This window comes from Streptomyces sp. CBMA29 (assembly GCF_014596445.1).
Taxonomy (GTDB): Bacteria; Actinomycetota; Actinomycetes; order Streptomycetales; family Streptomycetaceae; genus Actinacidiphila.
On the sequence record NZ_MECL01000024.1, the window covers coordinates 17,352 to 40,599 of the forward strand.

The 23,248-nt window shown below is 71.1% G+C and carries 20 protein-coding genes and 1 tRNA gene; 14 read left to right on the forward strand and 7 right to left on the reverse strand.

Annotated features, from left to right (window positions below; genetic code table 11):
• The first annotated feature begins 237 nt into the window (after positions 1 to 237).
• From paaA to BGM09_RS03510, 6 genes are read left to right on the forward strand one after another with little or no spacing between them, the layout of a single operon-like run.
• Entirely contained in the window at positions 238 to 1,221 is a 984-nt protein-coding gene (paaA, locus tag BGM09_RS03485) for a 1,2-phenylacetyl-CoA epoxidase subunit PaaA (protein WP_188279882.1), read from the forward strand.
• Positions 1,218 to 1,514, forward strand: a complete 297-nt coding sequence (paaB, locus tag BGM09_RS03490; RefSeq protein WP_188279883.1) for a 1,2-phenylacetyl-CoA epoxidase subunit PaaB — start codon at positions 1,218 to 1,220, stop codon at positions 1,512 to 1,514. Before paaA ends, paaB begins: the two co-directional genes overlap by 4 nt.
• A complete protein-coding gene (gene paaC, locus BGM09_RS03495; protein WP_411158250.1) occupies positions 1,511 to 2,317 on the forward strand; it encodes a 1,2-phenylacetyl-CoA epoxidase subunit PaaC in 807 nt (268 codons plus the stop codon). The genes paaB and paaC overlap by 4 nt, the downstream gene beginning before the upstream one ends.
• Complete coding sequence (gene paaD / locus BGM09_RS03500; protein ID WP_188279884.1) at positions 2,311 to 2,844, forward strand: 1,2-phenylacetyl-CoA epoxidase subunit PaaD; 534 nt, start codon at positions 2,311 to 2,313, stop codon at positions 2,842 to 2,844. Before paaC ends, paaD begins: the two co-directional genes overlap by 7 nt.
• A complete protein-coding gene (locus tag BGM09_RS03505; RefSeq protein ID WP_188279885.1) occupies positions 2,845 to 3,927 on the forward strand; it encodes a 2Fe-2S iron-sulfur cluster-binding protein in 1,083 nt (360 codons plus the stop codon). It begins immediately after the preceding gene.
• Between the two features lie 49 nt (positions 3,928 to 3,976).
• Complete coding sequence (locus BGM09_RS03510; RefSeq protein ID WP_188279886.1) at positions 3,977 to 5,116, forward strand: acyl-CoA dehydrogenase family protein; 1,140 nt, start codon at positions 3,977 to 3,979, stop codon at positions 5,114 to 5,116.
• A 30-nt stretch (positions 5,117 to 5,146) separates the two neighbouring features.
• Here BGM09_RS03510 and BGM09_RS03515 read toward each other — a convergent pair whose 3' ends face one another.
• The 3 genes from BGM09_RS03515 to BGM09_RS03525 all read right to left on the reverse strand — a co-directional run bounded on the left by BGM09_RS03515 (position 5,147) and on the right by BGM09_RS03525 (position 8,197).
• On the reverse strand, positions 5,147 to 5,479 hold the full coding sequence (locus BGM09_RS03515; protein WP_188279887.1) for a rhodanese-like domain-containing protein: 333 nt from the start codon (positions 5,477 to 5,479) through the stop codon (positions 5,147 to 5,149).
• A gap of 240 nt (positions 5,480 to 5,719) precedes the next feature.
• Positions 5,720 to 6,544: a hypothetical protein gene (locus tag BGM09_RS03520; RefSeq protein ID WP_188279888.1), complete on the reverse strand. Its 825-nt coding sequence runs from the start codon at positions 6,542 to 6,544 to the stop codon at positions 5,720 to 5,722.
• 204 nt (positions 6,545 to 6,748) lie between these two features.
• Positions 6,749 to 8,197 carry a DUF2252 domain-containing protein gene (locus BGM09_RS03525; protein WP_188279889.1) on the reverse strand — a complete coding sequence of 483 codons (1,449 nt, stop codon included), beginning with the start codon at positions 8,195 to 8,197 and terminating at the stop codon, positions 6,749 to 6,751.
• Positions 8,198 to 8,346: 149 nt separating this feature from the next.
• On the opposite strand from BGM09_RS03525, the gene BGM09_RS03530 reads away from it, so the two are divergent.
• Complete coding sequence (locus tag BGM09_RS03530; RefSeq protein WP_223186254.1) at positions 8,347 to 11,484, forward strand: SpoIIE family protein phosphatase; 3,138 nt, start codon at positions 8,347 to 8,349, stop codon at positions 11,482 to 11,484.
• 51 nt (positions 11,485 to 11,535) lie between these two features.
• Positions 11,536 to 11,976 carry a MarR family winged helix-turn-helix transcriptional regulator gene (locus tag BGM09_RS03535; RefSeq protein ID WP_188279890.1) on the forward strand — a complete coding sequence of 147 codons (441 nt, stop codon included), beginning with the start codon at positions 11,536 to 11,538 and terminating at the stop codon, positions 11,974 to 11,976.
• Between the two features lie 172 nt (positions 11,977 to 12,148).
• On the opposite strand, the gene BGM09_RS03540 is transcribed toward BGM09_RS03535, so the two are convergent.
• Together BGM09_RS03540 and BGM09_RS03545 are read right to left on the reverse strand one after the other, a co-directional pair.
• Complete coding sequence (locus BGM09_RS03540) at positions 12,149 to 12,724, reverse strand: TerD family protein (RefSeq protein WP_188279891.1); 576 nt, start codon at positions 12,722 to 12,724, stop codon at positions 12,149 to 12,151.
• 264 nt (positions 12,725 to 12,988) lie between these two features.
• A tRNA-Leu gene (locus tag BGM09_RS03545) sits at positions 12,989 to 13,072 on the reverse strand.
• A gap of 417 nt (positions 13,073 to 13,489) precedes the next feature.
• On the opposite strand from BGM09_RS03545, the gene BGM09_RS03550 reads away from it, so the two are divergent.
• The 6 genes from BGM09_RS03550 to pknB all read left to right on the forward strand — a co-directional run bounded on the left by BGM09_RS03550 (position 13,490) and on the right by pknB (position 21,640).
• Positions 13,490 to 14,401: an FhaA domain-containing protein gene (locus tag BGM09_RS03550; RefSeq protein WP_188279892.1), complete on the forward strand. Its 912-nt coding sequence runs from the start codon at positions 13,490 to 13,492 to the stop codon at positions 14,399 to 14,401.
• A gap of 10 nt (positions 14,402 to 14,411) precedes the next feature.
• Positions 14,412 to 14,939 (forward strand): FHA domain-containing protein, encoded by a 528-nt coding sequence (locus BGM09_RS03555; protein ID WP_188279893.1) that lies wholly within the window; start codon positions 14,412 to 14,414, stop codon positions 14,937 to 14,939.
• A 57-nt stretch (positions 14,940 to 14,996) separates the two neighbouring features.
• Entirely contained in the window at positions 14,997 to 16,535 is a 1,539-nt protein-coding gene (locus tag BGM09_RS03560) for a Stp1/IreP family PP2C-type Ser/Thr phosphatase (RefSeq protein ID WP_188279902.1), read from the forward strand.
• A 79-nt stretch (positions 16,536 to 16,614) separates the two neighbouring features.
• A complete protein-coding gene (locus BGM09_RS03565; RefSeq protein WP_188279894.1) occupies positions 16,615 to 18,000 on the forward strand; it encodes an FtsW/RodA/SpoVE family cell cycle protein in 1,386 nt (461 codons plus the stop codon).
• Complete coding sequence (locus BGM09_RS03570) at positions 17,997 to 19,460, forward strand: peptidoglycan D,D-transpeptidase FtsI family protein (protein ID WP_188279895.1); 1,464 nt, start codon at positions 17,997 to 17,999, stop codon at positions 19,458 to 19,460. Before BGM09_RS03565 ends, BGM09_RS03570 begins: the two co-directional genes overlap by 4 nt.
• Before the next feature lie 194 nt (positions 19,461 to 19,654).
• On the forward strand, positions 19,655 to 21,640 hold the full coding sequence (gene pknB / locus BGM09_RS03575) for a Stk1 family PASTA domain-containing Ser/Thr kinase (RefSeq protein WP_188279896.1): 1,986 nt from the start codon (positions 19,655 to 19,657) through the stop codon (positions 21,638 to 21,640).
• Positions 21,641 to 21,729: 89 nt separating this feature from the next.
• Here pknB and BGM09_RS03580 read toward each other — a convergent pair whose 3' ends face one another.
• Together BGM09_RS03580 and BGM09_RS03585 are read right to left on the reverse strand one after the other, a co-directional pair.
• Positions 21,730 to 22,473, reverse strand: coding sequence for a class E sortase (locus BGM09_RS03580; protein ID WP_188279897.1), 744 nt, complete (start codon positions 22,471 to 22,473; stop codon positions 21,730 to 21,732).
• Positions 22,474 to 22,476: 3 nt separating this feature from the next.
• A partial coding sequence (locus BGM09_RS03585) for a class E sortase (protein WP_188279898.1) occupies positions 22,477 to 23,248 on the reverse strand: 772 nt, incomplete at its 5' end.

The following is a 23,248-nucleotide window of genomic DNA, read 5'->3' on the forward strand; positions in this document are numbered from 1 at the left end:
TCCGCTCTCACCCGTGCCGGGCACGCACGCCTGCCGGGCAGCACGCTACTCACCGCAGGTCCCGGCGGGGACCTTACCGAGTTATCCACAGGCGTGGGGGGTGGCCTTGACACCCTTCGGCCCGCCACCGACCATGGAATGAACCGAACGATCGGTCGGTCGGTTGAGGAGTCGGCCGGCCGGTCGTCCGATGGAGCCGATGACGGTGATGACAGTGATAACAAAGGAGGGGTCCGCATGACGACGACGGCAGAGCCGGCGGCGACCGCAGGGGAGGCGGTGGCGGCAGGGCAGGACGCCTTCCTGGCCGCGTTCGACGCCGCGGTGGCCGAGGACGCCAGGATCGAGCCGCGCGACTGGATGCCGGACGGCTACCGCGCCACCCTCGTCCGCCAGATGGCCCAGCACGCCCACTCCGAAATCATCGGGATGCAGCCGGAGGCCAACTGGATCAGCCGCGCGCCCTCGCTGCGCCGCAAGGCGATCCTGATGGCCAAGGTGCAGGACGAGGCCGGGCACGGGCTCTATCTGTACAGCGCCGCGGAAACCCTCGGGGTCAGCCGCGAGGAGCTGCTCGACAAGCTGCACGCGGGCCGCCAGCGCTACTCCTCGATCTTCAACTACCCCACCCTGAGCTGGGCGGACGTCGGCGCCATCGGCTGGCTGGTGGACGGCGCCGCGATCACCAACCAGGTGCCGCTGTGCCGCTGTTCCTACGGCCCCTACGCCCGCGCGATGGTGCGGATCTGCAAGGAGGAGTCCTTCCACCAGCGGCAGGGCTACGAGCTGTTGCTGACGCTCAGCCGCGGCACCCCGGCGCAGCACGCGATGGCGCAGGACGCGGTGGACCGCTGGTGGTGGCCCTCGCTGATGATGTTCGGCCCGCCCGACGACGAGTCCGCGCACTCCGCCCAGTCCATGGCCTGGAAGATCAAGCGGCACTCCAACGACGAGCTGCGGCAGCGCTTCGTGGACATCTGCGTCCCGCAGGCCGAGGTGCTGGGGCTCACCCTCCCCGACCCCGACCTGCGGTGGAACGAGTCGCGGGGCGGCTACGACTACGGGGCGATCGACTGGACGGAGTTCCAGGAGGTTCTGCGCGGCAACGGGCCGTGCAATGAGGAGCGGATCGACCGGCGCCGCGCCGCACACGACAACGGCGCCTGGGTCCGGGAAGCGGCCACCGCGTACGCGGCCAAGCACGGGGAGGCACGGGCATGACCGAGCAGACGGGCGGCGACTGGCCTCTGTGGGAGGTCTTCGTCCGCAGCCGCCGCGGCCTGAGCCACAGCCACGCGGGCAGCCTGCACGCACCCGACGCGGAGATGGCGCTGCGCAACGCGCGGGACCTCTACACCCGGCGGGCCGAGGGCGTCTCCATCTGGGTGGTGCCGTCGTCCGCGGTCACCGCCTCCTCCCCCGACGAGAAGGACCCGTTCTTCGAGTCCGCTTCCGACAAGCCGTACCGGCACCCGACGTTCTACGAGATCCCGGAAGGGGTGAAGCACCTGTGAACACGGCACCGAACCCCGCACCGGGCCCGGCCTCGGCCCTGGCTACGGCATCAACATCGGCACCGGCACCGGCTACTACGACGCGCCCCGCACGGGTCTCCGCCCCCGCCGCGCTCGCGCTGGGCGACGACGCGCTCGTGCTCGCCCAGCGGCTGGGGGAGTGGGCGGGGAACGCGCCGGTGCTCGAGGAGGATGTCGCCCTCACCAATATCGCGCTCGACCTGCTGGGACAGGCCCGCACCCTGCTCTCGCTGGTCGGTGACGAGGACGAGCTGGCGTTCGGCCGCGAGGAGCACGAATTCCGCAATGTGCAGCTCGTGGAGCGGCCCAACGGGGACTTCGCCGAGACGATCGTCCGGCAGCTCTTCTTCTCCGTCCACCAGGAGCTGCTGTTCACCGCCCTGGCGGCCGGGGAAGGCGAGCTGGCGCCGCTGGCCGCGAAAGCGGTGAAGGAGGTCGCCTACCACCGCGACCACGCCGAGCACTGGACGCTGCGGCTCGGCGACGGCACCGAGGAGAGTCACCGGCGCACGCAGCGCGCGGTGGACAGCCTGTGGCGCTACACCGGGGAGCTGTTCGAACCGCTCGACGGGCTCGGCACCGACCTCCCAGCACTGCGCGAGCCGTGGCTGGAGCGCGTCACCGACATCCTGCACCGGGCCACGCTGGAGATACCCCGGGGCGCCGACCGGACACCGTGGTCGGCGGGGGCCGGACGGCAGGGTGTGCACACCGAGGCGTTCGGCCGCATGCTCGCCGAGATGCAGCACCTACACCGCGCTCACCCGGGTGCGTCATGGTGACCGGGAGCGCGCCCGCCGCCGAGGCGACGAGCGCGCTGGAGAAGGAGCTGCTGCGGCTGGCCGGCGCCGTGCCGGATCCCGAGCTGCCGGTGATCTCGCTGGCCGAGCTGGGGGTGCTGCGCGACCTGCGGGTCACCGGGCCCGGCCGGGTCGAGGTCGAGCTGACGCCGACGTGGACGGGCTGCCCGGCGCTGGACACGATGGCGACCGACATCACCGAGGTGCTGACCGAGCACGGCATGTCGGACGTCGAGGTGCGCACCGTCCTCTCCCCCGCCTGGTCGACCGACGCGATCAGCACGGAGGGCCGCCGCAAGCTCGCCGAGCACGGTGTGGCGCCGCCGCGCCCGCTGGCCGGCGCGCGACCGGCGGGCGGCGGACCCGTCGCCGTGGAACTGACCGTGCGCTGCCCGCACTGCGGCTCCACCGACACCCGGCTGCTCAGCCCGTTCTCGTCCACCGCCTGCAAGGCGCTGCGCCGCTGCGAGTCCTGCCGCGAGCCCTTCGACCACTTCAAGGAGCTGTGAATGTTCCATCCGCTCCGGGTGACGGAGGTCAGCCCGCTCACGGACGACTCGGTGACCATCGCCTTCGAGGTCCCCGAGGAACTGCGCGCGGAGTACCGGTACGCGCCGGGGCAGCACATAGCGATCCGCCGGTTCGCCGACGGGGTGGAGATCCGCCGCACGTATTCGCTGTGCGACCCGGTGCTGCCCGAGGAAGGCTTCGGGAGCGACGGTGTGGAGAGCGGGCCACGGACGCTGCGGGTGGGGGTGCGGCTGGTCGAGCAGGGGGAGTTCTCCACCTACGCGCTCAAGGAGCTGGCCGCGGGCGATGTGCTGGAGGTGATGACACCCGCGGGACGGTTCGTGCTGGAGCCGAGGCCGGGGCGGTTCGCCGCGGTGGTCGGCGGCAGCGGCATCACACCGGTGCTGTCGCAGATCGGCACCGCGCTGGCGCGTGAGCCGGGGGCGAGCTTCTGCCTGGTGCGCAGCGACCGTACGGCGGCGTCCACGATGTTCCTCGAAGAGGTCGCGGACCTCAAGGACCGCTGGCCTGACCGCTTCCACCTGGTGTCCGCGCTGTCCCGCGAGGAGCAGCAGGCGGGGCTGCCGTCGGGGCGGCTGGACGCGGAGCGGCTGACGGCGCTGCTCCCGGCGCTGACGCCGGTGGCGGCGGTGGACGGCTGGTATCTGTGCGGCCCGCTGGGACTGGTCGGCGCGGCCGAGCGGGCGCTGCGCACGCTGGGTGTCCCCCGGTCCCGCGTTCACCAGGAGATCTTCCATGTGGACGAGGTACCGGCGGCCGTCACCACGGCCGAGCCGATACCCGGCGGCGGCACCGTACGGGCGACGCTCGACGGCCGCGGCGGTCAATGGCCTTCCCTGGCAGGGGAGTCGGTGCTGGAGACGGTGCTGCGCAACCGGTCGGACGCCCCGTACGCCTGCAAGGGCGGGGTCTGCGGGACCTGTCGGACGCGGCTGGTCAGCGGCGAGGTGCGGATGGACCGGAACTACGCGCTGGAGCCCGAGGAGACGGAGGCCGGATATGTGCTGGCCTGTCAGTCGCACCCGGTGACTTCCGTCGTCGAGGTGGACTTCGACGCCTGACCGCCCTAATCTGACGCATCGTCAGAATTGGTGGCGGGAGGAGCGGATCGTGGACTTCGGCTTCACCGAGGAGCAATTGGCGGCGGTCGAGGCGGCGAAGTCCGTCTTCTCCGGGGTGGCGGTGGACGGGGTGCCCAGCCCCGCGCTGACCCCCGGCGCGGTCGCCGAGGACTTCGACCGCGCCCTGTGGCGCAAGCTCGCCGACGGCGACCTGTTGGGCCTGACGCTGGACGAGGCGTACGGCGGGGCGGGGCTCGACCCCATCGCGCTCTGCCTCGTACTGCGCGAGGCGGGGCGGGTGCTGGCGCGGGTCCCGTTGCTGGAGAGCTGCGCCGGGGCGCTCGCCGTCCAGCGATACGGTTCCGCGCCCCTGCGGGAACGGCTGCTGGCGGCGGCCGGTCGCGGCGAGACCGTCCTCACCGTCGCCGCCAACGGCCGCAGCGGGCACGACGGGGCCGAACTCGCCGTTCAGGCACAGCGGGAAGACGGCGACGGCCTGGTGCTCGACGGGGTGCAGACCGGGGTGCCGTGGGCGCAGAGCTGCGACCTGGTGCTGGTGCCCGCGCACACGGCGGACGGCGCGGCGGTGGTGGCCGTCGTTCCCCTGGACGCGGACGGGGTGGCGCTGGCGGAGCAGGTCTCCACCAGCGGCGAGCGGTTCGCCGAGGTCACGCTGGACGGAGTGCGGGTGCCCGCGACGGACGTACTGGACGCGGACGGCGCCTGGGAGTGGCTGCGGCAGACGCTGACCGTCGGCACGTGCGCGCTGGCGCTCGGGCTCGGGGAGGCGGTGCTGGGGATGACCAGTGCGTACGCCTCGAAGCGGCAGCAGTTCGGGTATCCGATCGCCACGTTCCAGGCGGTCGCGGTGCAGTCCGCCGACCGCTACATCGACCTGCGGGCGATGGAGGCCACCTTGTGGCAGGCGGCCTGGCGGCTCAGCACCTCGGCGCCCGGACCCCTGCCGGTCGCGGGTGATGTGGCGGTGGCGAAGATCTGGGCGGCCGAGGGCGTCCGCAGGGTCGTACAGACCGCGCAGCACCTGCACGGCGGATTCGGCGCCGACACCGACTATCCGCTGCACCGGTACCACGCGTGGGCCAAGCAGTGGGAGCTGGCGCTCGGTCCGGCCGCGGCCCACGAGGAGGCGTTGGGCGACCTGATCGCCGCCCATCCGCTGACGACATAGCCCCTGCGGGGGTGCTGGGCCGCGTTGTCCCTAGAGGACGAAGCCGTCGCTGCCGTTGCCGTCCACCACCGGGCGGCCGGCGGCCTCCCAGTCGAGCATGCCGCCGCTGACGTTCACCGCGTCCACGCCCTGGGCGATCAGGTACTGCGCGACCTGGGCGGAGCGACCGCCGACGCGGCAGACCACGTGCACCCGGGCGCCCTCCGGCACCTCACCGATCCGCGAGACGACCTCGCCCATCGGGATGTGCACGGCGCCCTCGGCGTGACCGGCCGCCCATTCCTCGTTCTCCCGCACGTCCAGCAGGATCGCGTCGGCCGGTACGGCGGCGGCATCCACCGCGGGCAGCTCAGAGCGGAACATCGGACGCGGCCTCCTGGGCACGGAATCAGGCTCGGAATCGCGGCCCGCGAAACCGCGGCCCGCTCACTTGGCTCACCAGATCACTGGCTGACCCAAAAAACCTACCTCAGCCCCCAACCACCCCCCGCCCCGCCCGATTCCCCCCGGGCCCCCGGGGTCCCCCAGAGCCGGCACCGGGCCCAGGCCCGCCGCGGCGGCATCCGGGCAGAGGCTCGGGTCGTGCAAGCCGCCCGCAGGGCGCTATTCGGAGTCGCGGACCAGTTCCGCCAGGCGGGCCTCGCGTTGGGCGACCTGGGTCAGGAGCTGTTCGGCGATCTCGTTGAGGAGGGCGTCGGGGTCGTCGGGGGAGAGCTTCATCATCTGGCCGATGGCGCTCTCGTCCAGCTCGACGGCGATGGCGGCCAGCTTCTCCTTGCGTTCGGCCAGCCATTCCAGCCGGGCGTAGAGGACCTCGGCCTCGTTCGGCAGCTCTTCGTCCGCGACGGGACCGGCGTCCCACTCCGCGGACAGGGCGCGCAGCGTGTCCTCGTCGGCGTAGGCGTACGCCTCGTTGACGCGGGCGATGAAGGCGCTGCGGCGCTCCTTCTCCTTCTCGTCCTGGGCGAGGTCGGGGTGCGCCTTGCGGGCCAGCTCGCGGTAGAGGCGCTGCGCCTCCTTGCCTGGGCGGACGCGGCGCGGCGGGTTCGGGTCGTCGACCGGCCGTACCCCGTCCGTACCGAGCAGCCCGCCGAACAGCTCCTCGACGCCCGGCATCGGCATCACCAGCGCCCTGGCCTCCCAGGCGCGCTCGATGTCCTCCCGCTCACCGCTGTGGGCGGCGACGGCCTCCGCGACCAGCGCGTCCAGCTCGTCCAGTCGCGCGTACATCGGGCCGAGCCGCTGGTGGTGCAGCCGGGAGAAGTTCTCCACCTCGACCCGGAAGGTCTCGACCGCGATCTCGAATTCGATCAACGCCTGCTCAGCCGCGCGTACCGCCTTCGCCAGCCGATCCTGCGAGCCGGGCTCGGAGGGTCCGGCGAAGGTGGCGGAAGAGGCGGAGGACTCGGTTCCTGAGCTGTTCGTCACCCGGACAGCCTAGGCCCTGTCCGGTCGATCTTCGCGGGGCCGCGGGGGGCGGGAGCGCCTGCCCGAACGGATCACGCCACGTCGCCCCGCCCACCTGCACCGACCCGCGCGCCCGCCCGCGTATGGGCGCACGCCGCGCCGCCCCGCCCGCACACCCCGCCGCCCCGCCCGCACGCCGCCCGAACACCCCGCCGCACCCCCGCCCTACACCCCCAGCTCCGCCGGCAGCCGCCCCGACCTGACCGCCGCCAGCAGCTCCGCGTGGTCCGCCTCCGTACGGTCCGCGTAGCCGACGGCGAAGTCCGCGACGGCCTCGTCCAGCGCCTCGCCCTTGCCGCAGTAGCCCGCGATCAGCCGGGGGTCGGCGCTGTGGGCGTGCGCCCTGGCCAGCAGGGCGCCGGTCATCCGCCCGTAGTCGTCGAGCAGACCAGGCTCCAGCTCAGCGGGATCGACGCTGCCCTTGCGGTTCCTGAACTGCCGCACCTGATACGGCTTCTCGTCCACCTCCGTCCACCCCAGCAGAAAGTCGCTGACCACCTGCATACGTTTCTGGCCCAGCACCACCCTGCGGCCCTCGTGCCCCACCGGATCGGCCGGAAATCCGGCCTTGGCCACGTACGGCAGCAGCGCCGACGCCCTGGCCTCCTTGATCTGGAGCACCAGCGGCTCCCCCAGGTGGTCCAGGAGCAGCACCACGTACGAGCGGGTGCCGACGCTTCCGGTGCCGACGACGCGGAAGGCCACGTCGTGGACGGCGTAACGGGCGAGCAGCGGCAGCCGGTCCTCGCCGACCGTCCGCAGGTAGCCGTCCAGGGCGCCCGCGACCGCCGTCGCCTCGCGGTCCGCGACCCGGCGCAGCACAGGCGGCGCGTCGGTGAAGCGGCGACCGCCGCCGTCCATGGCCGCCGTGGCCCGCGCCGCGAATCTGGCGCTGGTGTTGCCCATGGCCTTCGCCGCGACCCGCTCGATCGTGCCGAGCAGGTCGCGGGCGTCGGCGTGGGTGACCAGTTCCTCGTCGGCGATGGCGTTCCACGCGTCGAGCACGGGCAGCTTCGCCAGCAGCCGCATCGTCCGCCGGTACGCGCCCACCGCGCCGTACGCCGCCGCCCGGCACACGTCCTCGGCCGCGCCCGCCTCCCGTCCGGCCAGCACCAGCGAGGCCGCGAGCCGCTTGACGTCCCACTCCCAGGGGCCGACGACGGTCTCGTCGAAGTCGTTGATGTCCATGACGAGACGCCCGCGGGCGTCACCGTAGAGGCCGAAATTCGCGGCGTGCGCATCACCGCAGATCTGCGCGCCGACACCGGTCACCGGGCTGTCGGCGAGGTCGGCGGCCATCAGCCCGGCGGACCCGCGCAGGAAGGCGAAGGGGCTCGCCGCCATACGGCCGACGCGCAGCGGTATCAGCTCGGGTATCCGGCCCTCGTTGGAGTCGTGGACGGCCTGGAGCGCGGCCGAGGTCCGGGGGACGGCCGCCGCGAGCGCACCGGCCACCGCCGGGACGACGTCCGCCGTGTCGCGCCGCATACCGGAGGTCGGTCGGCCGTGCGCGGCGCGCGGCACCTTCTCCCGCAGCGCCTTCCCCGCCCGCTTCGGCGACGCCCCGTGCGGCCATCGCGCGAATCCCGCCACATGCGGCACTCTCGAATCCACTGGTCTCCCTCCCCACCGCCCACGTCAACGGACGGACGCCAAATCCCCACCGCTGGGGGTAATCCGGCCAATAGGTCGACCCCGCACAGGGTTTCGTGCTTGCCTTGACGCCAGGACCCTACTCAGCGCCGAACCGCAGGTGCACGACGTTGGACGAGATCACCCGGCAGCCCGCAGCCAGCGACGCAGAACACCGGACGGACCGCTCCGCCCGCTACGAACAGCGCGAACAGCAGGACCTCCACGAGCACCCGGAGCATCCGGAGCGCCCGGAAGACGGGGCCGACCCGTCGGCACAGGCAGCCGAGGCGCGCCAGGACACCGCACAGCCCACGCGGCCCGGCCACCCGCCACCGACCGGCGGCACCGGCACGACCACCACGACGGAGGACGTCGCCACGGACAGGGCCGGTACGGAGAACGTCGATACGGGAAGCGTTGATACGACGAGTGTCCGTACGATCATCGACGACCGCACGGGTACGGGTCAGAACGGTGCGGGTCAGAACGGTACGAGCCCGGACGGTACGGGTCAGAACGGTACGAGCCCCAACGGCCGGAGCCCCCTCGGCGACGGCCTCACCGGCGTGGCCGCCCTCCTACGCCTCGCCGTCCTCTGCGTCGACCCCGACGGCCGGATCTCGTACTGGAACCGCGGTGCGGAGGAGCTGTTCGGGCACCGCTGGGACTACGTCTTCGGCCACCGGGCCTCGGGGCTGCTGACGCCCGCCCGGTCCGCCGCGGGCGCGGCGCACACCTCGTCCTCGCCGCACCAGGACACCCTCGACCTGCTGGACGACCTCACGCAGCCCGCGTGGGCGGGCGCGCTCGCGGCCACCGACCGGGACGGCGCGCTGAAGGACGTCCTGTGGTGGGCGTACCGCGTCGCCGAGCCGGGCGGACGCAGCCTGCTGGCCATCGCGACGCACGCGAAGCCGCTGCGCACGGGCGGCCTGCGGATCGCGCTCGGCGGTCGTTTACTCCCCTACACCGTGGAAGGCCCACAGCGTCAGGACATCTCGGTGGCCGCCGTCCTGGGCAGCGTCGCCGACCCGGCGCAGGCGCTGGCTCTCACGGCACGGCTGGGCACCGTACTGCCCGGCGTCAGCGCGGGACGGCTCGACCGGCTCGTCCGCCAGATCGCGCCGCTCGGTCCCCCGGCGCTCGAAGTGGACGGCGGCACACGGCTCCCGGTCACCCCGCACGACTACGCCCGCATGGCCGCCGCGGCCCGCGCCGACCAGCAGGACCCCTCCCTGCGCAGGGAGTTGCTGCCCGGCCCGCGCCCCGGCCCGGAGGACGCCCCCACCGGCGACCGTTCCAGCGCCTCGTCGCTGACCGCCGTGCCCTTCGCCTCTCTCACCTCCCTGACCTCCGACCCCGACCCCGGCCTCACCCCCGGACCCACCCCCGGCTTCGCACCCGGCCTCGCCCCGGTCCTCAGCGGCCCGCCGTCCGTCCAGCCGCTCGGCACGCCCCCTGGTCAAGCGCCCTTCGGTCAACCGCCTTACGGCCAGGCGCCGTTCGGCCAGGCGCCGTTCGGACAGGAACCCGGCGGCGGCCCCGCGTCCGGCGCCCACCCGCTCGGCGGCCACGTACTCGGCCGCCCCTACGGCGCTCCCCTTCCGGGCACCGCGCTGGACGAGCAGTTGGCGCTGCTGCGCGAGACCGGCGCGGTGGTCGGCTCCACGCTCGACCTCCAGACCACCGCCCGCGAACTGTGCGCGGTGACCGTGCCGCGCTTCGCGGACTTCGCGGCCGTCCTGATCGTGGACCAGCTCTTCTCCGACTCCGAGCCGCCCAAGGACGACCGCCCGGCCGCCACCGTGCTCGTCCGGCGCGTCGCCATCGCCCACGAGGGCCCGCCGGGACCGTGGGAAACGGCCCTGCCGGAGGGCGAGTTGCTCTCGCTCGCCGTCGACGGGATCGTGCCGCGGCTCGGCGACCACGTCCTCGTCCCCGTCGTGGACTCCTCGGTCGCGCCCGACATAGCGCTCGACCTCGGCGTGCCGGCGCTCGGCCCGCTGCTGCCAGGACACTCCATGATCGTGGCGCCGCTCACCGCGCGCGGCACCGTACTGGGCCGGGTCTGCTTCCTGCGCGGCCCCGGCCGCCGCCCGTTCGACGCGCGGGACGCCGCCACCGCCACCGAGGTCGTCGCGCGCGGCGCCGTCCACATCGACAACGCCCGCCTGCACCGCCAGGAATCGCGCGCCGCCGCCACGCTGCAACGCTCGATGATGCCCACCCGGCCGCCGCGGATTCCCGGCGTCCGGATCGCGCACCACTACATGCCGGGGGACCGGCAGGCCCAGGTCGGCGGCGACTGGTTCGACGCCATCCAACTGCCCGGCGGGCGCGTGGCGTTGATCGTCGGCGACGTGATGGGGCACGGCTTGCAGGCCGCGGCCGTGATGGGCCAGTTCCGTACGGCGGTCATCACCATGGCCGCCCTCGACCTGCCGCCCGCCCAGTTGCTGCGACACCTGGACAACCTCGCGCACCGGCTTGGCACCGAACACCTCGCCACCTGCGTCTACGCCGTCTACGACCCGATCCACCGCAGTCTCACGCTCGCCAACGCCGGTCACATCCCGCCGGTTCTGGTCGGGTACGACGGGCGCGGCGAACTGCTGGAGATCCCCGGCGGCGCGCCGATCGGCGTCGGCGGGGTGCCGTTCGAGACGGTGGAGATCCCGGTGCCCGACGGCAGTTGGCTGGTGCTGTGCACGGACGGCCTCGTCGAGGTGCGCGGCCAGGGCATAGACGCGGGGCTCGCCGCGCTGTGCGCCACCGTCATCGAGCCGGAGCAGACCCCCGAGGACGTCTGCGCGCAGATCCTCGCGCGCCTGCACTCGGAGGACCGCAGGGACGATGTGGCGCTGCTCGTCGCCCGGTTCGAGGGCATCGCGTCGCGGGACGTGGCCGAGTGGACGCTGCGGCTCGACCACGCCGAGGTCGCCACCGCCCGCGACCTGACCCGCCGCCAGCTCGTCGCGTGGGGCCTCGAACGCCTCAGCGACACCACGGAGTTGCTGGTCAGCGAGCTGGTCACCAACGCGATCCGGGCCGCCTCGTACGAGGTCGAGCTACGGCTGATGCGGGTCGGGAAGCTGCTGGTCGAGGTGAGCGACGACAACCACAATCTGCCCCAACTGCAACGCGCGGACGCGGACGACGAGCAGGGGCGCGGGCTGGCGCTGGTGTCGAATCTGTCGCGGCGCTGGGGCACCAGCAGGAAGGCGGTCGGGAAGGTCGTCTGGTTCGAACTTCCGTTGCCCGCTTGATACCGTTGCGTCCCACAACGGCGCAGGTGGAGACGGGATGGAGTGGCCGCGATGTCCGCACGGGAGGCGTCCGTGGAGAGCATTCAGCGGGAGTTGACCGCCTTCGCGCGCCGGGCGCGTGCCACGGCCGCGCGCATGCACCCCGAGCTGTCGCTGGTGTCGTTCACCATCCTCGCGCACCTGGAGGAGCAGCAGGGCTGCCGGGCGACGGACCTCGCCGCGCACTATCTGCTCGACAAGTCCACGGTCAGCCGCCAGGTGGCCGCGCTGGAACGGCTCGGGTACATCGAGCGCCGGGTGGACCCCACCGACCACCGCGTGCAGGTGCTGCACCTCGCGCAGCACGGGATCGAGACGCTGGCCGCGGCGCGGGTCAGCCGCAAGGAGATCTTCCAGGAGCGGCTGGCCGCCTGGGGCCCGGAGGATCTGGCGCGCTTCGCCGAGTACCTGGTCCGCTACAACGCGGACGCGGCGGCGCACCCGCTGCCGTAAACCCACCGGCCGGGCTCGTCACACACGGGCGCGTGAAGCACTGGCGCGTGAAGCACGGGTGCCCTGAGCAGAGACGGCCCCGCCCGCGACCTGCACGGTCGCGGGCGGGGCCGCTGCGAGCCCGACTCTACGTCAAGCGCGTCAAGCGCCGCGTCGGAACGACGGCGCTACGTCAGAGGTTGACGCCGAAGTCCTGGGCGATACCGCGCAGGCCGGAGGCGTAGCCCTGGCCGACGGCCCGGAACTTCCACTCGGCGCCGTTGCGGTACAGCTCGCCGAAGACCATCGCGGTCTCCGTGGAGGCGTCCTCGGTGAGGTCGTAGCGGGCGATCTCGGCGCCGCCGGCCTGGTTGACGACGCGGATGAACGCGTTGCGCACCTGGCCGAAGCTCTGCTGACGGCTCTCGCCCTCGTAGATCGAGACCGGGAAGACGATCTTGTCGACCTCGGCGGGCACGGTGGCCAGGTTGATCTTGACCGCCTCGTCGTCGCCCTCGCCCTCACCGGTGAGGTTGTCACCGGTGTGCTCGACGGAGCCGTCCGGGCTCTTGAGATTGTTGAAGAAGATGAAGTGCTTGTCCGACAGGACCTTGCCCGTGGCGTCGAGCAGCAGCGCGCTCGCATCCAGGTCGAAGTCCGAACCGGTGGTCGTGCGCACGTCCCAGCCCAGGCCGACAGTGACCGCCGTGAGTCCGGGGGCCTCCTTGGTCAGTGAGACATTGCCGCCCTTGGAGAGGCTGACACCCATGGTGTATCTCCCTGCTCAATCCGGCGCGGGCCGCGCCACTTGACGATTCCTTTGCCCAATGACTCCAACGCACACCACCCTGCACCGGTTCCCGCCCCGATGCCACCGTTCACCGCCGTTCGATCCGCCGAGCCGCAGCCGATCCGCCGATCCGCCGGCGGACGGCGGCCTGCCGGTCGAACGTGACCTGCCGTGAAACGAGAAACGAACCCCCGGTCGCGACTTTCGTCACTTCCGGAGGTCCGTGTCGTCGGTACTTCTTTGTGCGCGAGGGGGGAGTTGAACCCCCACGCCCTTTCGGGCACTGGAACCTGAATCCAGCGCGTCTGCCTATTCCGCCACCCGCGCATGGGTGTTGTCGTTTGATCCTGACACACGGTGCGGACCGGTGGGTCCGAGTGGTGTGGGAGGGCGTCCCGACATGCAGAAGATTAGCACGAGGTCCGGGGTGGAATCACATGCGTTTCGGGCGGCCCGGGGAGTGCCGGGGGCCGGGCGGGGGCAGGTGGGAGAGGGACCCGGAGGCGGTGCGGGACACTGGGAGGGGACAGGGCGGCGGTGAACGACGGCGAACCGGGCACCATGGACAGAACGCGCATCTACCATCCCAGTGGGGGACGGCGGAGGAGGCGCGGGCGGTGTGAGGGTTGACACTGCCCGGTCCAGGGGATTCGGGGAACCACAGGTTTTTCCCGTGCGTGGATACGATCAGTAAGCAGTATCGGAAATCGTTGGGCCGGAAGGTCGCGAGGAGGGAGGTGCCCCGTGGGAGTACTGAAGCGCTTTGAGCAGCGCCTGGAGGGCCTGGTGAACGGCACCTTCGCCAAGGTGTTCAAGAGCGAGGTGCAGCCCGTCGAGATCGCGGGCGCGCTCCAGCGCGAGTGCGACAACAACGCCACGATCTGGAACCGTGACCGCACCGTCGTACCCAACGACTTCATCGTGGAGCTCAGCTCCGGCGACTTCGAGCGGCTGAGCCCGTACGCGGTGCAGCTCGGCGACGAGCTGGCCGGGATGGTCCGCGACTACGCCAAGCAGCAGCGCTACACGTTCATGGGCACCATCAAGGTGCACCTGGAGCGGGCCGACGACCTGGACACCGGGCTCTACCGGGTACGCAGCCGCACGCTGGCCTCCAGCGAGTCGCAGCACCAGCAGCACCAGCAGCAGCCGCAGGCCGCCCACCAGGCCCCGGCCGCCCCCGCGTATCAGCAGGGCCAGCAGCAGGCGCCCCAGCGTCCGGCCTACGGACAGCCGAGCAGCCCCCAGCGGCCCTCGGGTCCGCCGCCGATGCCCGCGGCCCCGCCCCCCGGCGGCGGCGGTGGCGCCCGTCACGGTGTGGCGCCCGTCACGCGGCTGCCCGGCGCCGGCGCTCCCGCGGGCGGCTCCGGCGCGGCCACCCGCCGCTGGATCGAGATCAACGGCAACCGCCACCAGATCTCCCGCTCGACGCTCGTTCTCGGCCGTTCCACCGAGGCCGACGTGCGGGTGGACGACCCGGGCGTATCGCGCAAACACTGCGAGATCCGGGTCGGAACGCCGTCCGTGGTCCAGGACCTCGGGTCGACAAACGGCATTGTGGTGGACGGACAGCACACCACGCGCGCTACGCTCCGCGACGGCTCCCGCATTGTCGTGGGGAGCACCACCATCGTGTACAGGCAAGCCGAAGGGTGAAGCGGGGGCAATGTCAGAGCTGACCCTGACGGTCATGCGGTTGGGTTTCCTCGCCGTTCTGTGGCTGTTCGTGATCGTCGCGGTGCAGGTCATCCGCAGCGACCTCTTCGGTACCCGGGTGACCCAGCGAGCGGCGCGCCGCGGGGACGGCCAGTCGCGCCCTCCGCAGCAGCGCCAGCAGCAGGCCGCCGCCGCGCAGGCCCAGCCGCGGCAGCAGCCGCAGAACGGCCGCCAGCGCCGCGGCGCCCCCACCAAACTGGTGGTCGCCGAGGGCTCGCTGGCGGGGACGACGGTCGCGTTGCAGGGCCAGACGATCACCCTCGGCCGGGCACATGACTCGACGATTGTGCTCGACGACGACTACGCGTCCAGTCGGCATGCCAGGATCTACCCGGACCGCGACGGCCAGTGGATCGTCGAGGACCTCGGATCCACGAACGGCACCTATCTGGACCGGAACCGGCTGACCACGCCGACCCCTGTCCCGCTGGGTGCGCCGATCCGCATCGGCAAGACCGTCATCGAGCTGCGGAAGTAGTCGCACTATGGGCGAGCGGAGCCACGACGCGCGAGCGAGAGGGTGGGCAGCGTGCGGATGTACCCGGAGCCGACGGGGGAGGTGCGCATGTCTTTGAGCCTGCGTTTCGCCGCCGGTTCGCACAAGGGCATGATCCGCGAGGGGAACGAGGACTCCGGCTACGCCGGTCCGCGTCTGCTCGCGATTGCCGACGGCATGGGCGGACAGGCCGCCGGTGAGGTCGCCTCGTCCGAGGTGATCTCCACCATCGTCACGCTCGACGACGACATCCCCGGCTCCGACATCCTCACCTCGCTCGGCACCGCCGTACAGCGGGCCAATGACCAACTGCTGCACATGGTCCAGGAGGACCCGCAGCTCGAAGGCATGGGCACCACGCTGACCGCGCTGCTGTGGACGGGCCAGCGGCTCGGCCTGGTGCACGTCGGCGACTCCCGCGCGTATCTCCTGCGGGACGGCGTCCTCACCCAGATCACCCAGGACCACACCTGGGTGCAGCGGCTGGTCGACGAGGGCCGGATCACCGAGGAGGAGGCCACCACCCACCCGCAGCGCTCCCTGCTGATGCGCGCGCTGGGCAGTGGCGAACACGTCGAGCCCGACCTGTCGATCCGCGAGGTGCGGGTCGGCGACCGGTATCTGATCTGCTCCGACGGCCTGTCCGGCGTCGTCAGCCACCAGACGCTGGAGGACACCCTCGCCGGGTACCAGGCGCCGCACGAGACCGTGCAGGAGCTGATCCAGCTCGCGCTGCGCGGCGGCGGACCCGACAACATCACCTGCATCGTCGCGGACGTGCTGGACACCGACGACGGCGACACGCTGGCGGCGCAGCTCAACGACACCCCGGTGGTCGTCGGCGCGGTCGCCGAGACCCAGCTCCCGCTGAGCGACCCGCGGCACCTCCAGACCCCGGCGGGACGCGCCTCCGAGCTAGGCCGTACGCCCCCGCCGCAGCAGCAGGGCCCCGCGGGCTCCTTCGGCCCGCCCGGCAGCGGCGACCCCGGCGCGGCCGGCGCCGCGCCGCTGGGCAGCTTCGGGTCGTACGACGAGGACGGCGAGGGAAAGCCCGCCAAGTCCCGTAAGTGGCCCAAGCGCACGGCGATCACCGTGATCGTGCTCGCCGTCGTCGCCGGCGGTCTGTACGGCGGCTACGCGTGGACGCAGACGCAGTACTACGTCGGCGCCAAGGGCAACCACGTGGCCGTGTACCAGGGCATCGACCAGAAGCTGGCCTGGATCAAGCTGTCGAAGGTCCACAAGGACCGCCCCGACATCGAACTCAAGTACCTGCCGGCCTACCAGCAGAAGCAGGTCCAGGACACCATCGCGCTCAGCAGTCTCGGCCAGGCGAACGACAAGGCCGACGAGCTGGCGACGCAGGCCGGTGTCTGCAAGAAGGTCGCGACGGCCAAGACCCTCGCCGACCAGGCCAAGGCGGCGGCGAAGGCCGCCGAGGACAAGATGCCCGCAGCGGGCACCAACGGCACGCCGGGTGCGAAGAAGAGCAGCGCCACCCCGACGGCGGACCCCACGCCGCCGCTGACGCCCGACGAGAAGAAGCTGGCCCAGCAGTGCGGTACGAGCCAGCAGTAGCGGCTGGTCGCGCACCGGAAACCCCGCGGGGACCGGCGAGCGGGCCGGCGGCGGGACCAGCAGGAGGAGTGGGCTCGTCATGAGCGCCAGCAACACCACCACCATCACGTCGATCGGCGCGCCCAACCGTCGTAACACCGAACTGGCGCTGCTGATCTTCGCGGTGCTCATCCCGGTCTTCGCCTATGCCAACGTCGGGCTCGCCAAGCACGACTCGGTCCCGGCCGGGCTGCTCGGTTACGGCCTCGGCCTCGGCCTGCTCGCCGGGATCGCGCACCTGCTGGTCCGTAAATTCGCGCCGTACGCCGACCCGCTGATGCTGCCGATCGCCACGCTGCTCAACGGCCTCGGCCTGGTGCTGATCTGGCGGCTCGACCAGGAGCCGACGCTGGGCAAGGCCATGGCGCCCAACCAGCTCATGTGGTCCACGCTCGGGGTGGCGCTCTTCGTCGGCGTCCTGGTCTTCCTCAAGGACCACCGCATCCTCCAGCGGTACACGTACATCTCGATGATGGTGGCGCTGGCCCTGCTGGTCGCGCCGATCTTCTTCCCCGGGGTGAACGGCGCGAAGATCTGGATCACGCTGCCGGGCATCGGCTCGCTCCAGCCCGGTGAGTTCGCGAAGATCGTCATCACCGTCTTCTTCGCCGGATACCTGATGGTCAAGCGGGACGCGCTGGCGCTCGCCAGCCGCCGCTTCATGGGCCTGTACCTGCCGCGTGGCCGCGACCTCGGCCCGATCCTGGTGATCTGGGGCATCAGCCTGCTGATCCTGGTCTTCGAGACCGACCTCGGCACCTCGCTGCTCTTCTTCGGCCTGTTCGTGATCATGCTGTACGTCGCCACCGAGCGGACCAGCTGGATCGTCTTCGGTCTGCTGCTCAGCGCGGGCGGCGCGGTCGTCGTCTCCTCGATCGAGCCGCACGTCAAGGAGCGCGTCCACAACTGGCTGCACCCGCTGCAACTGGCGTCCAACGGCGGTGTCACCGAGACCGCGCAGACGATGTACGCGTTCGGCTCCGGCGGCATCTTCGGCTCGGGACTCGGCCAGGGCTACTCCCGGCTGATCGGCGGCATCGCCCCGAAGAGCGACTACATCCTTGCCACCGTCGGCGAGGAGCTGGGCCTGGCGGGCCTGATGGCCGTCCTGCTGCTGTACGCCCTGCTGATCGAGCGCGGTGTGCGGACGGCGCTCGCGGCCCGCGACCCGTTCGGCAAGCTGCTGGCGATCGGCCTGTCGGGCGCCTTCGCGCTCCAGGTCTTCGTGGTCGCGGGCGGCGTCACCGGGCTCATCCCGCTGACCGGTATGACCATGCCGTTCCTGGCACAGGGCGGTTCCTCGGTGATCGCCAACTGGGCGCTGGTCGCGATCCTGCTGCGGATCAGCGACACCGCCCGCCGACCGGCCCCGAGCCCGGCCCCCTCCCCCGATGCCGAACCGACCCAGGTGGTGCGCACCCAGTGAACAAGCCTCTCCGACGGGTCGCGGTCTTCTGCGGCCTGCTCGTCCTCGCCCTTCTGCTGCGCGTGAACTACGTGCAGTTCGTCCAGGCCGACCAGCTCTCCAACGACGTGCACAACCGCCGGGTCGCCATCAACCAGTACGCCCAGCCGCGCGGCGACATCATCGTCGACGGCGGCAAGGCGATCACCGGCCACACCGAGACCACCGGCAGCGACTTCAAGTTCAAGCGGACCTACGTCGACGGCCCGATGTGGGCGCCGGTCACCGGCCACGCCTCGCAGGCGTTCGGCACCACCTTCCTCGAAGGCGTCGAGGACAAGTTCCTCACCGGCAACGACGACCGGCTGTTCTTCAACCGCACCATCGACCTGCTGACCGGCAAGGAGAAGCAGGGCGGCAACGTCGTCACCACGCTGAACTCCAAGGCGCAGAAGGCCGCGTTCCAGGGCCTGGGGGACAAGAAGGGCGCGGTCGTCGCCATCGACCCCGGCACCGGCGCGATCCTGGCCATGGCGAGCACCCCGTCGTACGACCCGTCGACCATCGCGGGCAACTCCAAGACCGACGAGAAGAACTGGGTCGCGCTCGACAAGAAGAACGACCCGAACGACCCGACGCAGAACCGCGCGCTGCGCCAGACGTACCCGCCGGGTTCGACGTTCAAGCTGGTGACGGCCGCCGCGGCGCTGGAGAGCGGCAAGGTGACGGACATCAACGGCAAGACCGACACCCCGCTGCCCTACACGCTGCCCGGCACCACCACCGAGCTGAAGAACGAGGGCAACATCCCCTGCAAGGACGCGACGCTCGTCAACGCGCTCAAGTACTCGTGCAACACGGTCTTCGGCAAGCTGGGCGCCGACATGGGGCAGCAGACCATGGTGGACGAGGCCGAGAAGTTCGGCTTCAACAAGGAGCAGTTCATCCCGGTCCGCGCGGACGCCAGCAACTTCGACACGAAGATGACCAAGGACCAGGTGGCGCTCTCCTCCATCGGCCAGTTCGACACCGCGGCCACCCCGCTCCAGATGGCGATGGTCGCCTCGGCCATCGCCAACAACGGCAAGCTGATGAAGCCGTACATGGTCGACAAGCTGGTGGCGCCGAATCTGAGCACCATCTCGCAGACCAACCCGAGTGAGCTGTCGCAGCCGCTGTCGCCGGAGAACGCGCAGAAGCTCCAGTCGATGATGGAGACGGTGGTCAACTCCGGCACCGGCACCAACGCCAAGATCTCCGGCGTCAAGGTCGGCGGCAAGACCGGCACCGCCCAGAACGGCATCAACAACAAGGGCACGCCGTACGCCTGGTTCGTCTCGTACGCGATGACCGACCAGGGGTCGCCGGTGGCGGTCGCGGTCGTCGTCGAGGACGGCGCGGCCAACCGCGACGACATCAGCGGTGGCGGCCTGGCCGCCCCGATCGCCAAGAAGGTCATGGAGGCCGTCCTCAACAAGTGAGGTTCGGCCCCGCGCATCCGGCAAGGACACGGGCCCTGGCACCGGCCGGGTACGGGCCCAGGTACCGGTCGGGTATCGGCGGGCGGGCAGGGCGCGAAGGGACCAGAAACGCCCGGTAGCGTATGCCCGAGCATTCGCAGGGCACGGCATTACCGGTTTTGGGTCAAGAACGGGTTTGAGGAGAGGGCAGAGCTATGGAAGAGCCGCGTCGCCTCGGCGGCCGGTACGAGCTGGGCTCAGTGCTCGGCCGTGGTGGCATGGCCGAGGTGTACCTCGCCCATGACACTCGGCTCGGCCGCACTGTCGCCGTGAAGACGCTGCGGGTGGACCTCGCCCGCGACCCGTCGTTCCAGGCCCGGTTCCGCCGAGAGGCCCAGTCGGCCGCCTCGCTCAACCACCCGTCGATCGTCGCCGTGTACGACACCGGCGAGGACTACGTCGACGGGGTCTCGATCCCGTACATCGTCATGGAGTACGTGGACGGCTCCACCCTGCGTGAGCTGCTGCACTCCGGGCGCAAGCTGCTGCCCGAGCGGTCGCTCGAAATGACCGTCGGCATCCTCCAGGCGCTGGAGTACAGCCACCGGGCGGGCATCGTCCACCGCGACATCAAGCCCGCGAACGTCATGCTGACCAGGACCGGCCAGGTCAAGGTCATGGACTTCGGCATCGCCCGCGCCATGGGCGACTCCGGTATGACCATGACGCAGACCGCGGCCGTGATCGGCACCGCGCAGTACCTCTCCCCCGAGCAGGCCAAGGGCGAGCAGGTCGACGCCCGCTCCGACCTGTACTCGACCGGCTGCCTGCTGTACGAGCTGCTGACCGTACGGCCGCCCTTCGTCGGCGACTCACCGGTCGCGGTCGCGTACCAGCACGTGCGCGAGGACCCGCAGCCGCCGTCGGTGTACGACCCCGAGGTCACGCCCGCGATGGACGCGATCGTCCTCAAGGCGCTGACCAAGGACCCGAACTACCGCTACCAGTCGGCCGACGAGATGCGCGCCGACATCGAGGCGGCCCTCGACGGGCAGCCGGTGGCCGCCACGGCGGCGATGGGCTCGGTCGGCTACGGGTACGGCTACCCGGACAGCCAGCCCACCACGGCGCTGCCGTCGCAGAACGACCAGCACACGTCCATGCTGCCGCCGCTGCGCGAGGAGGACGGCGGTTACGGCTACGACGACCGCCCGGACCGCCGCCGGCAGAAGAAGGGCGGCAACAACACCTCCACGGTGCTGCTGGTCGTCGCGGGCGTCCTGGTCCTGGTCGGTGCGATCTTCCTGGGCAAGGCGCTGTTCAGCGGCAACGGCAACGGCGGCGGCGGCACCGTGCCGAATCTGGTCGGCGCCACGCTCACCGACGCGCAGGCCAAGGCGACCAACGTCGATCTGAAGGTCGCCCAGGGTCCGGCCGAGTTCTGCGACAACGTCGACAAGGACCTGGTCTGCAAGCAGACCCCGGCCGCCGACGCCGCGATCCCCGACAACAAGACGGTCACGATCGTCCTGTCCAAGGGCCAGGCGCCGATCGAGGTCCCTGACGTCAAGAACGACAAGTACGACTCCGCCGCGGCCCAGCTCACCGCCAAGGGCTTCGACGTCAAGCGCAAGCCCAAGACGACCACCACGGACGACCCGGACACCGTCCTCGCCCAGGACCCGAAGGCCGGTACGAAGCAGCCCAAGGGCACGACGATCACCCTGACGGTGGCGGAGGCCCCCGAGAAGAAGGCGCCCACTGACGTCAAGGGCGTCCCGTACGACAACGCGGTCGCCCAGCTCAAGGCGCAGGGCTTCACCAACATCCGCAAGGCCCCCCAGGACGTCCCCTCGGACACGACCGCCAAGGGCAGCGTCACCTCCCAGACCCCGGACCCGGGCGCGGGCCCGGTGTCCCTGGACACCTCGATCGTCCTGACGGTCTCGTCGGGCGCGCCGCCGACGCCGGACCCGCAGAAGACGATGCCTGGTGACCTGATGGGCAAGAAGGTGGGGGATGCGAAGAACGAGCTCAACGGGCTCGGCCTCAACCTCCAGGTCACCGCGGTCGACCCGGGCGGGAATCCGGTCGGCGACAACGCCATGGTCATCTCGGTCGACCCCGGCGCGGGCAGCCAGCTCCAGGAAGGCCAGACGGTGAAACTCACGGCTTTCCCCGGCGACGGGGGTAACGGCTAACCGCTGAAGCCCCCGGCCTCCGGCAGATCACGCGAAGGGGCGGCCCGCACACGAGGTGTGCGGGCCGCCCCCTTGTCGTATCGCCCCGTCTACCGCAGCTCGGCGGGCAGCGTACGGGCCGCGTTGACCTTCTCCGTGCGGACGAGTTCGCCCCAGACGATGTAGCGGTAGCGGGAGGTGTAGACGGGGGTGCAGGTCGTGAGGGTGATGTAGCGGCCCGGCGTGGTCTTGCCGGACTCCTTGGGGACCTGGTCGGTGACGGCGACGTTGTACTTCGAGGTCTGGTCGAGGATCTTGTAGACCTTGTAGACGTACCAGGTGTCCTTCGACTCGAAGACGATCGGGTCGCCGTCGTGGATCTTGTTGATGTTGTGGAATTTGGCGCCGTGGCCGTCGCGGTGGGCGGCCAGCGTGAAGTTTCCGGTCTTGGCGGTCGGCAGCGCGGCGGGGACGGGGTCGGTGTAGTAACCGGCGACACCCTCGTTGAGGACCTTGGTCGAGGTGCCCTTCTTGACCAGCACCTCGTAGTCCTTGCCCATGGCGGGGACGTGCAGGAAGCCGATGCCGTCCTTGGTGTCGAGATTCCCCGGTCCCGCGTCGGGCGTCTGTTCCCAGTCCTGGCGGACCTTGTCCGCCGCCTTGTGCTCATGGCGGTCGGCGAGGACGTTGGTCCACCACAGCGAGTAGGCGACGAACAGCGCGAGCACCAGGCCTGCGGTGATGAGGAGTTCGCCGATGACGCTGATGGTGGCCGCGATGGGCCCCCGGCCGCCGCGTTTGGTCGTGGTCACGCCGTTCCGTTCCTCAAGTTCCGCGAGTTCCGCGTCGAGCATGGATCACTCCACCAGCGCGTCGGGCTTGCCCTTGCTGCGCGGCCGTTCCTCGGTCAGCTTTCCCCAGACGATCAACCGGTTGGTGCTGGTGAATTCGGGGGTGCAGGTGGTCAGCGTCAGATAGCGGCCGGGCCCGGTGAAGCCGGAGCCGGTCGGCACCGGCTTGATCACGCTGATGTTGGACGGCGGGGTGGACGCCAGCGAACTGGTGATCGCGTACGTGTAGTAGGTGTCCGCCGTCTCGACCACGACCTTGTCACCGGGCACCAGGTGGTTGATGTAGCGGAACGGTTCACCGTGGGTGTTGCGGTGGGCGGCGACCGCGAAGTTGCCGGTCTTGTCCCACGGCATCGCGGTGTTCAACGCCCCGTCGTAGTGACCGATCATGCCCTTGTCCAGCACATTGTGCTTCGAGACGCCTTGCGCGATGGGCGCCTTGACGTCCAGCTTGGGGATGTACATGATCGCGAAGCCCTGGCCTGGCGAGAAGGTGCCGGGGACCCGGTTCGGGTCGTCCTTCGTGGCGTCCCACTGGTGCTGGAGGCTGTTCGCGGCGCCGCTGGCCTGCTGGTGCGCGCGGACGTTGGTCCACCAGAGCTGGTACGTGACGAACAGCAGCATCAGCACGCCGGTGGTGATGAACAGCTCACCGACGATACGGCTGACGACGACCGCCGGGCTCTCCTTGGCGGCCTTCGCGGCCCTGCGGGCCTCGACCCGGCTGAGCGGGGCGCCGCCGCCTGCGGCGGGGGCCGCACCGGCCGCGGCCCCGGGC

Coding starts and splice junctions, on each gene's coding strand:
- BGM09_RS03565 (WP_188279894.1), top strand. CDS start 16,615: ATGAGCGCCAGCAACACCACCACCATCACGTCGATCGGCGCGCCCAAC.
- BGM09_RS03515 (WP_188279887.1), bottom strand. CDS start 5,479: ATGTTCCGCTCTGAGCTGCCCGCGGTGGATGCCGCCGCCGTACCGGCC.
- BGM09_RS03560 (WP_188279902.1), top strand. CDS start 14,997: ATGTACCCGGAGCCGACGGGGGAGGTGCGCATGTCTTTGAGCCTGCGT.
- BGM09_RS03555 (WP_188279893.1), top strand. CDS start 14,412: ATGTCAGAGCTGACCCTGACGGTCATGCGGTTGGGTTTCCTCGCCGTT.
- pknB (WP_188279896.1), top strand. CDS start 19,655: ATGGAAGAGCCGCGTCGCCTCGGCGGCCGGTACGAGCTGGGCTCAGTG.
- paaB (WP_188279883.1), top strand. CDS start 1,218: ATGACCGAGCAGACGGGCGGCGACTGGCCTCTGTGGGAGGTCTTCGTC.
- BGM09_RS03580 (WP_188279897.1), bottom strand. CDS start 22,473: ATGCTCGACGCGGAACTCGCGGAACTTGAGGAACGGAACGGCGTGACC.
- BGM09_RS03505 (WP_188279885.1), top strand. CDS start 2,845: ATGTTCCATCCGCTCCGGGTGACGGAGGTCAGCCCGCTCACGGACGAC.
- paaD (WP_188279884.1), top strand. CDS start 2,311: ATGGTGACCGGGAGCGCGCCCGCCGCCGAGGCGACGAGCGCGCTGGAG.
- BGM09_RS03535 (WP_188279890.1), top strand. CDS start 11,536: ATGTCCGCACGGGAGGCGTCCGTGGAGAGCATTCAGCGGGAGTTGACC.
- paaA (WP_188279882.1), top strand. CDS start 238: ATGACGACGACGGCAGAGCCGGCGGCGACCGCAGGGGAGGCGGTGGCG.
- BGM09_RS03540 (WP_188279891.1), bottom strand. CDS start 12,724: ATGGGTGTCAGCCTCTCCAAGGGCGGCAATGTCTCACTGACCAAGGAG.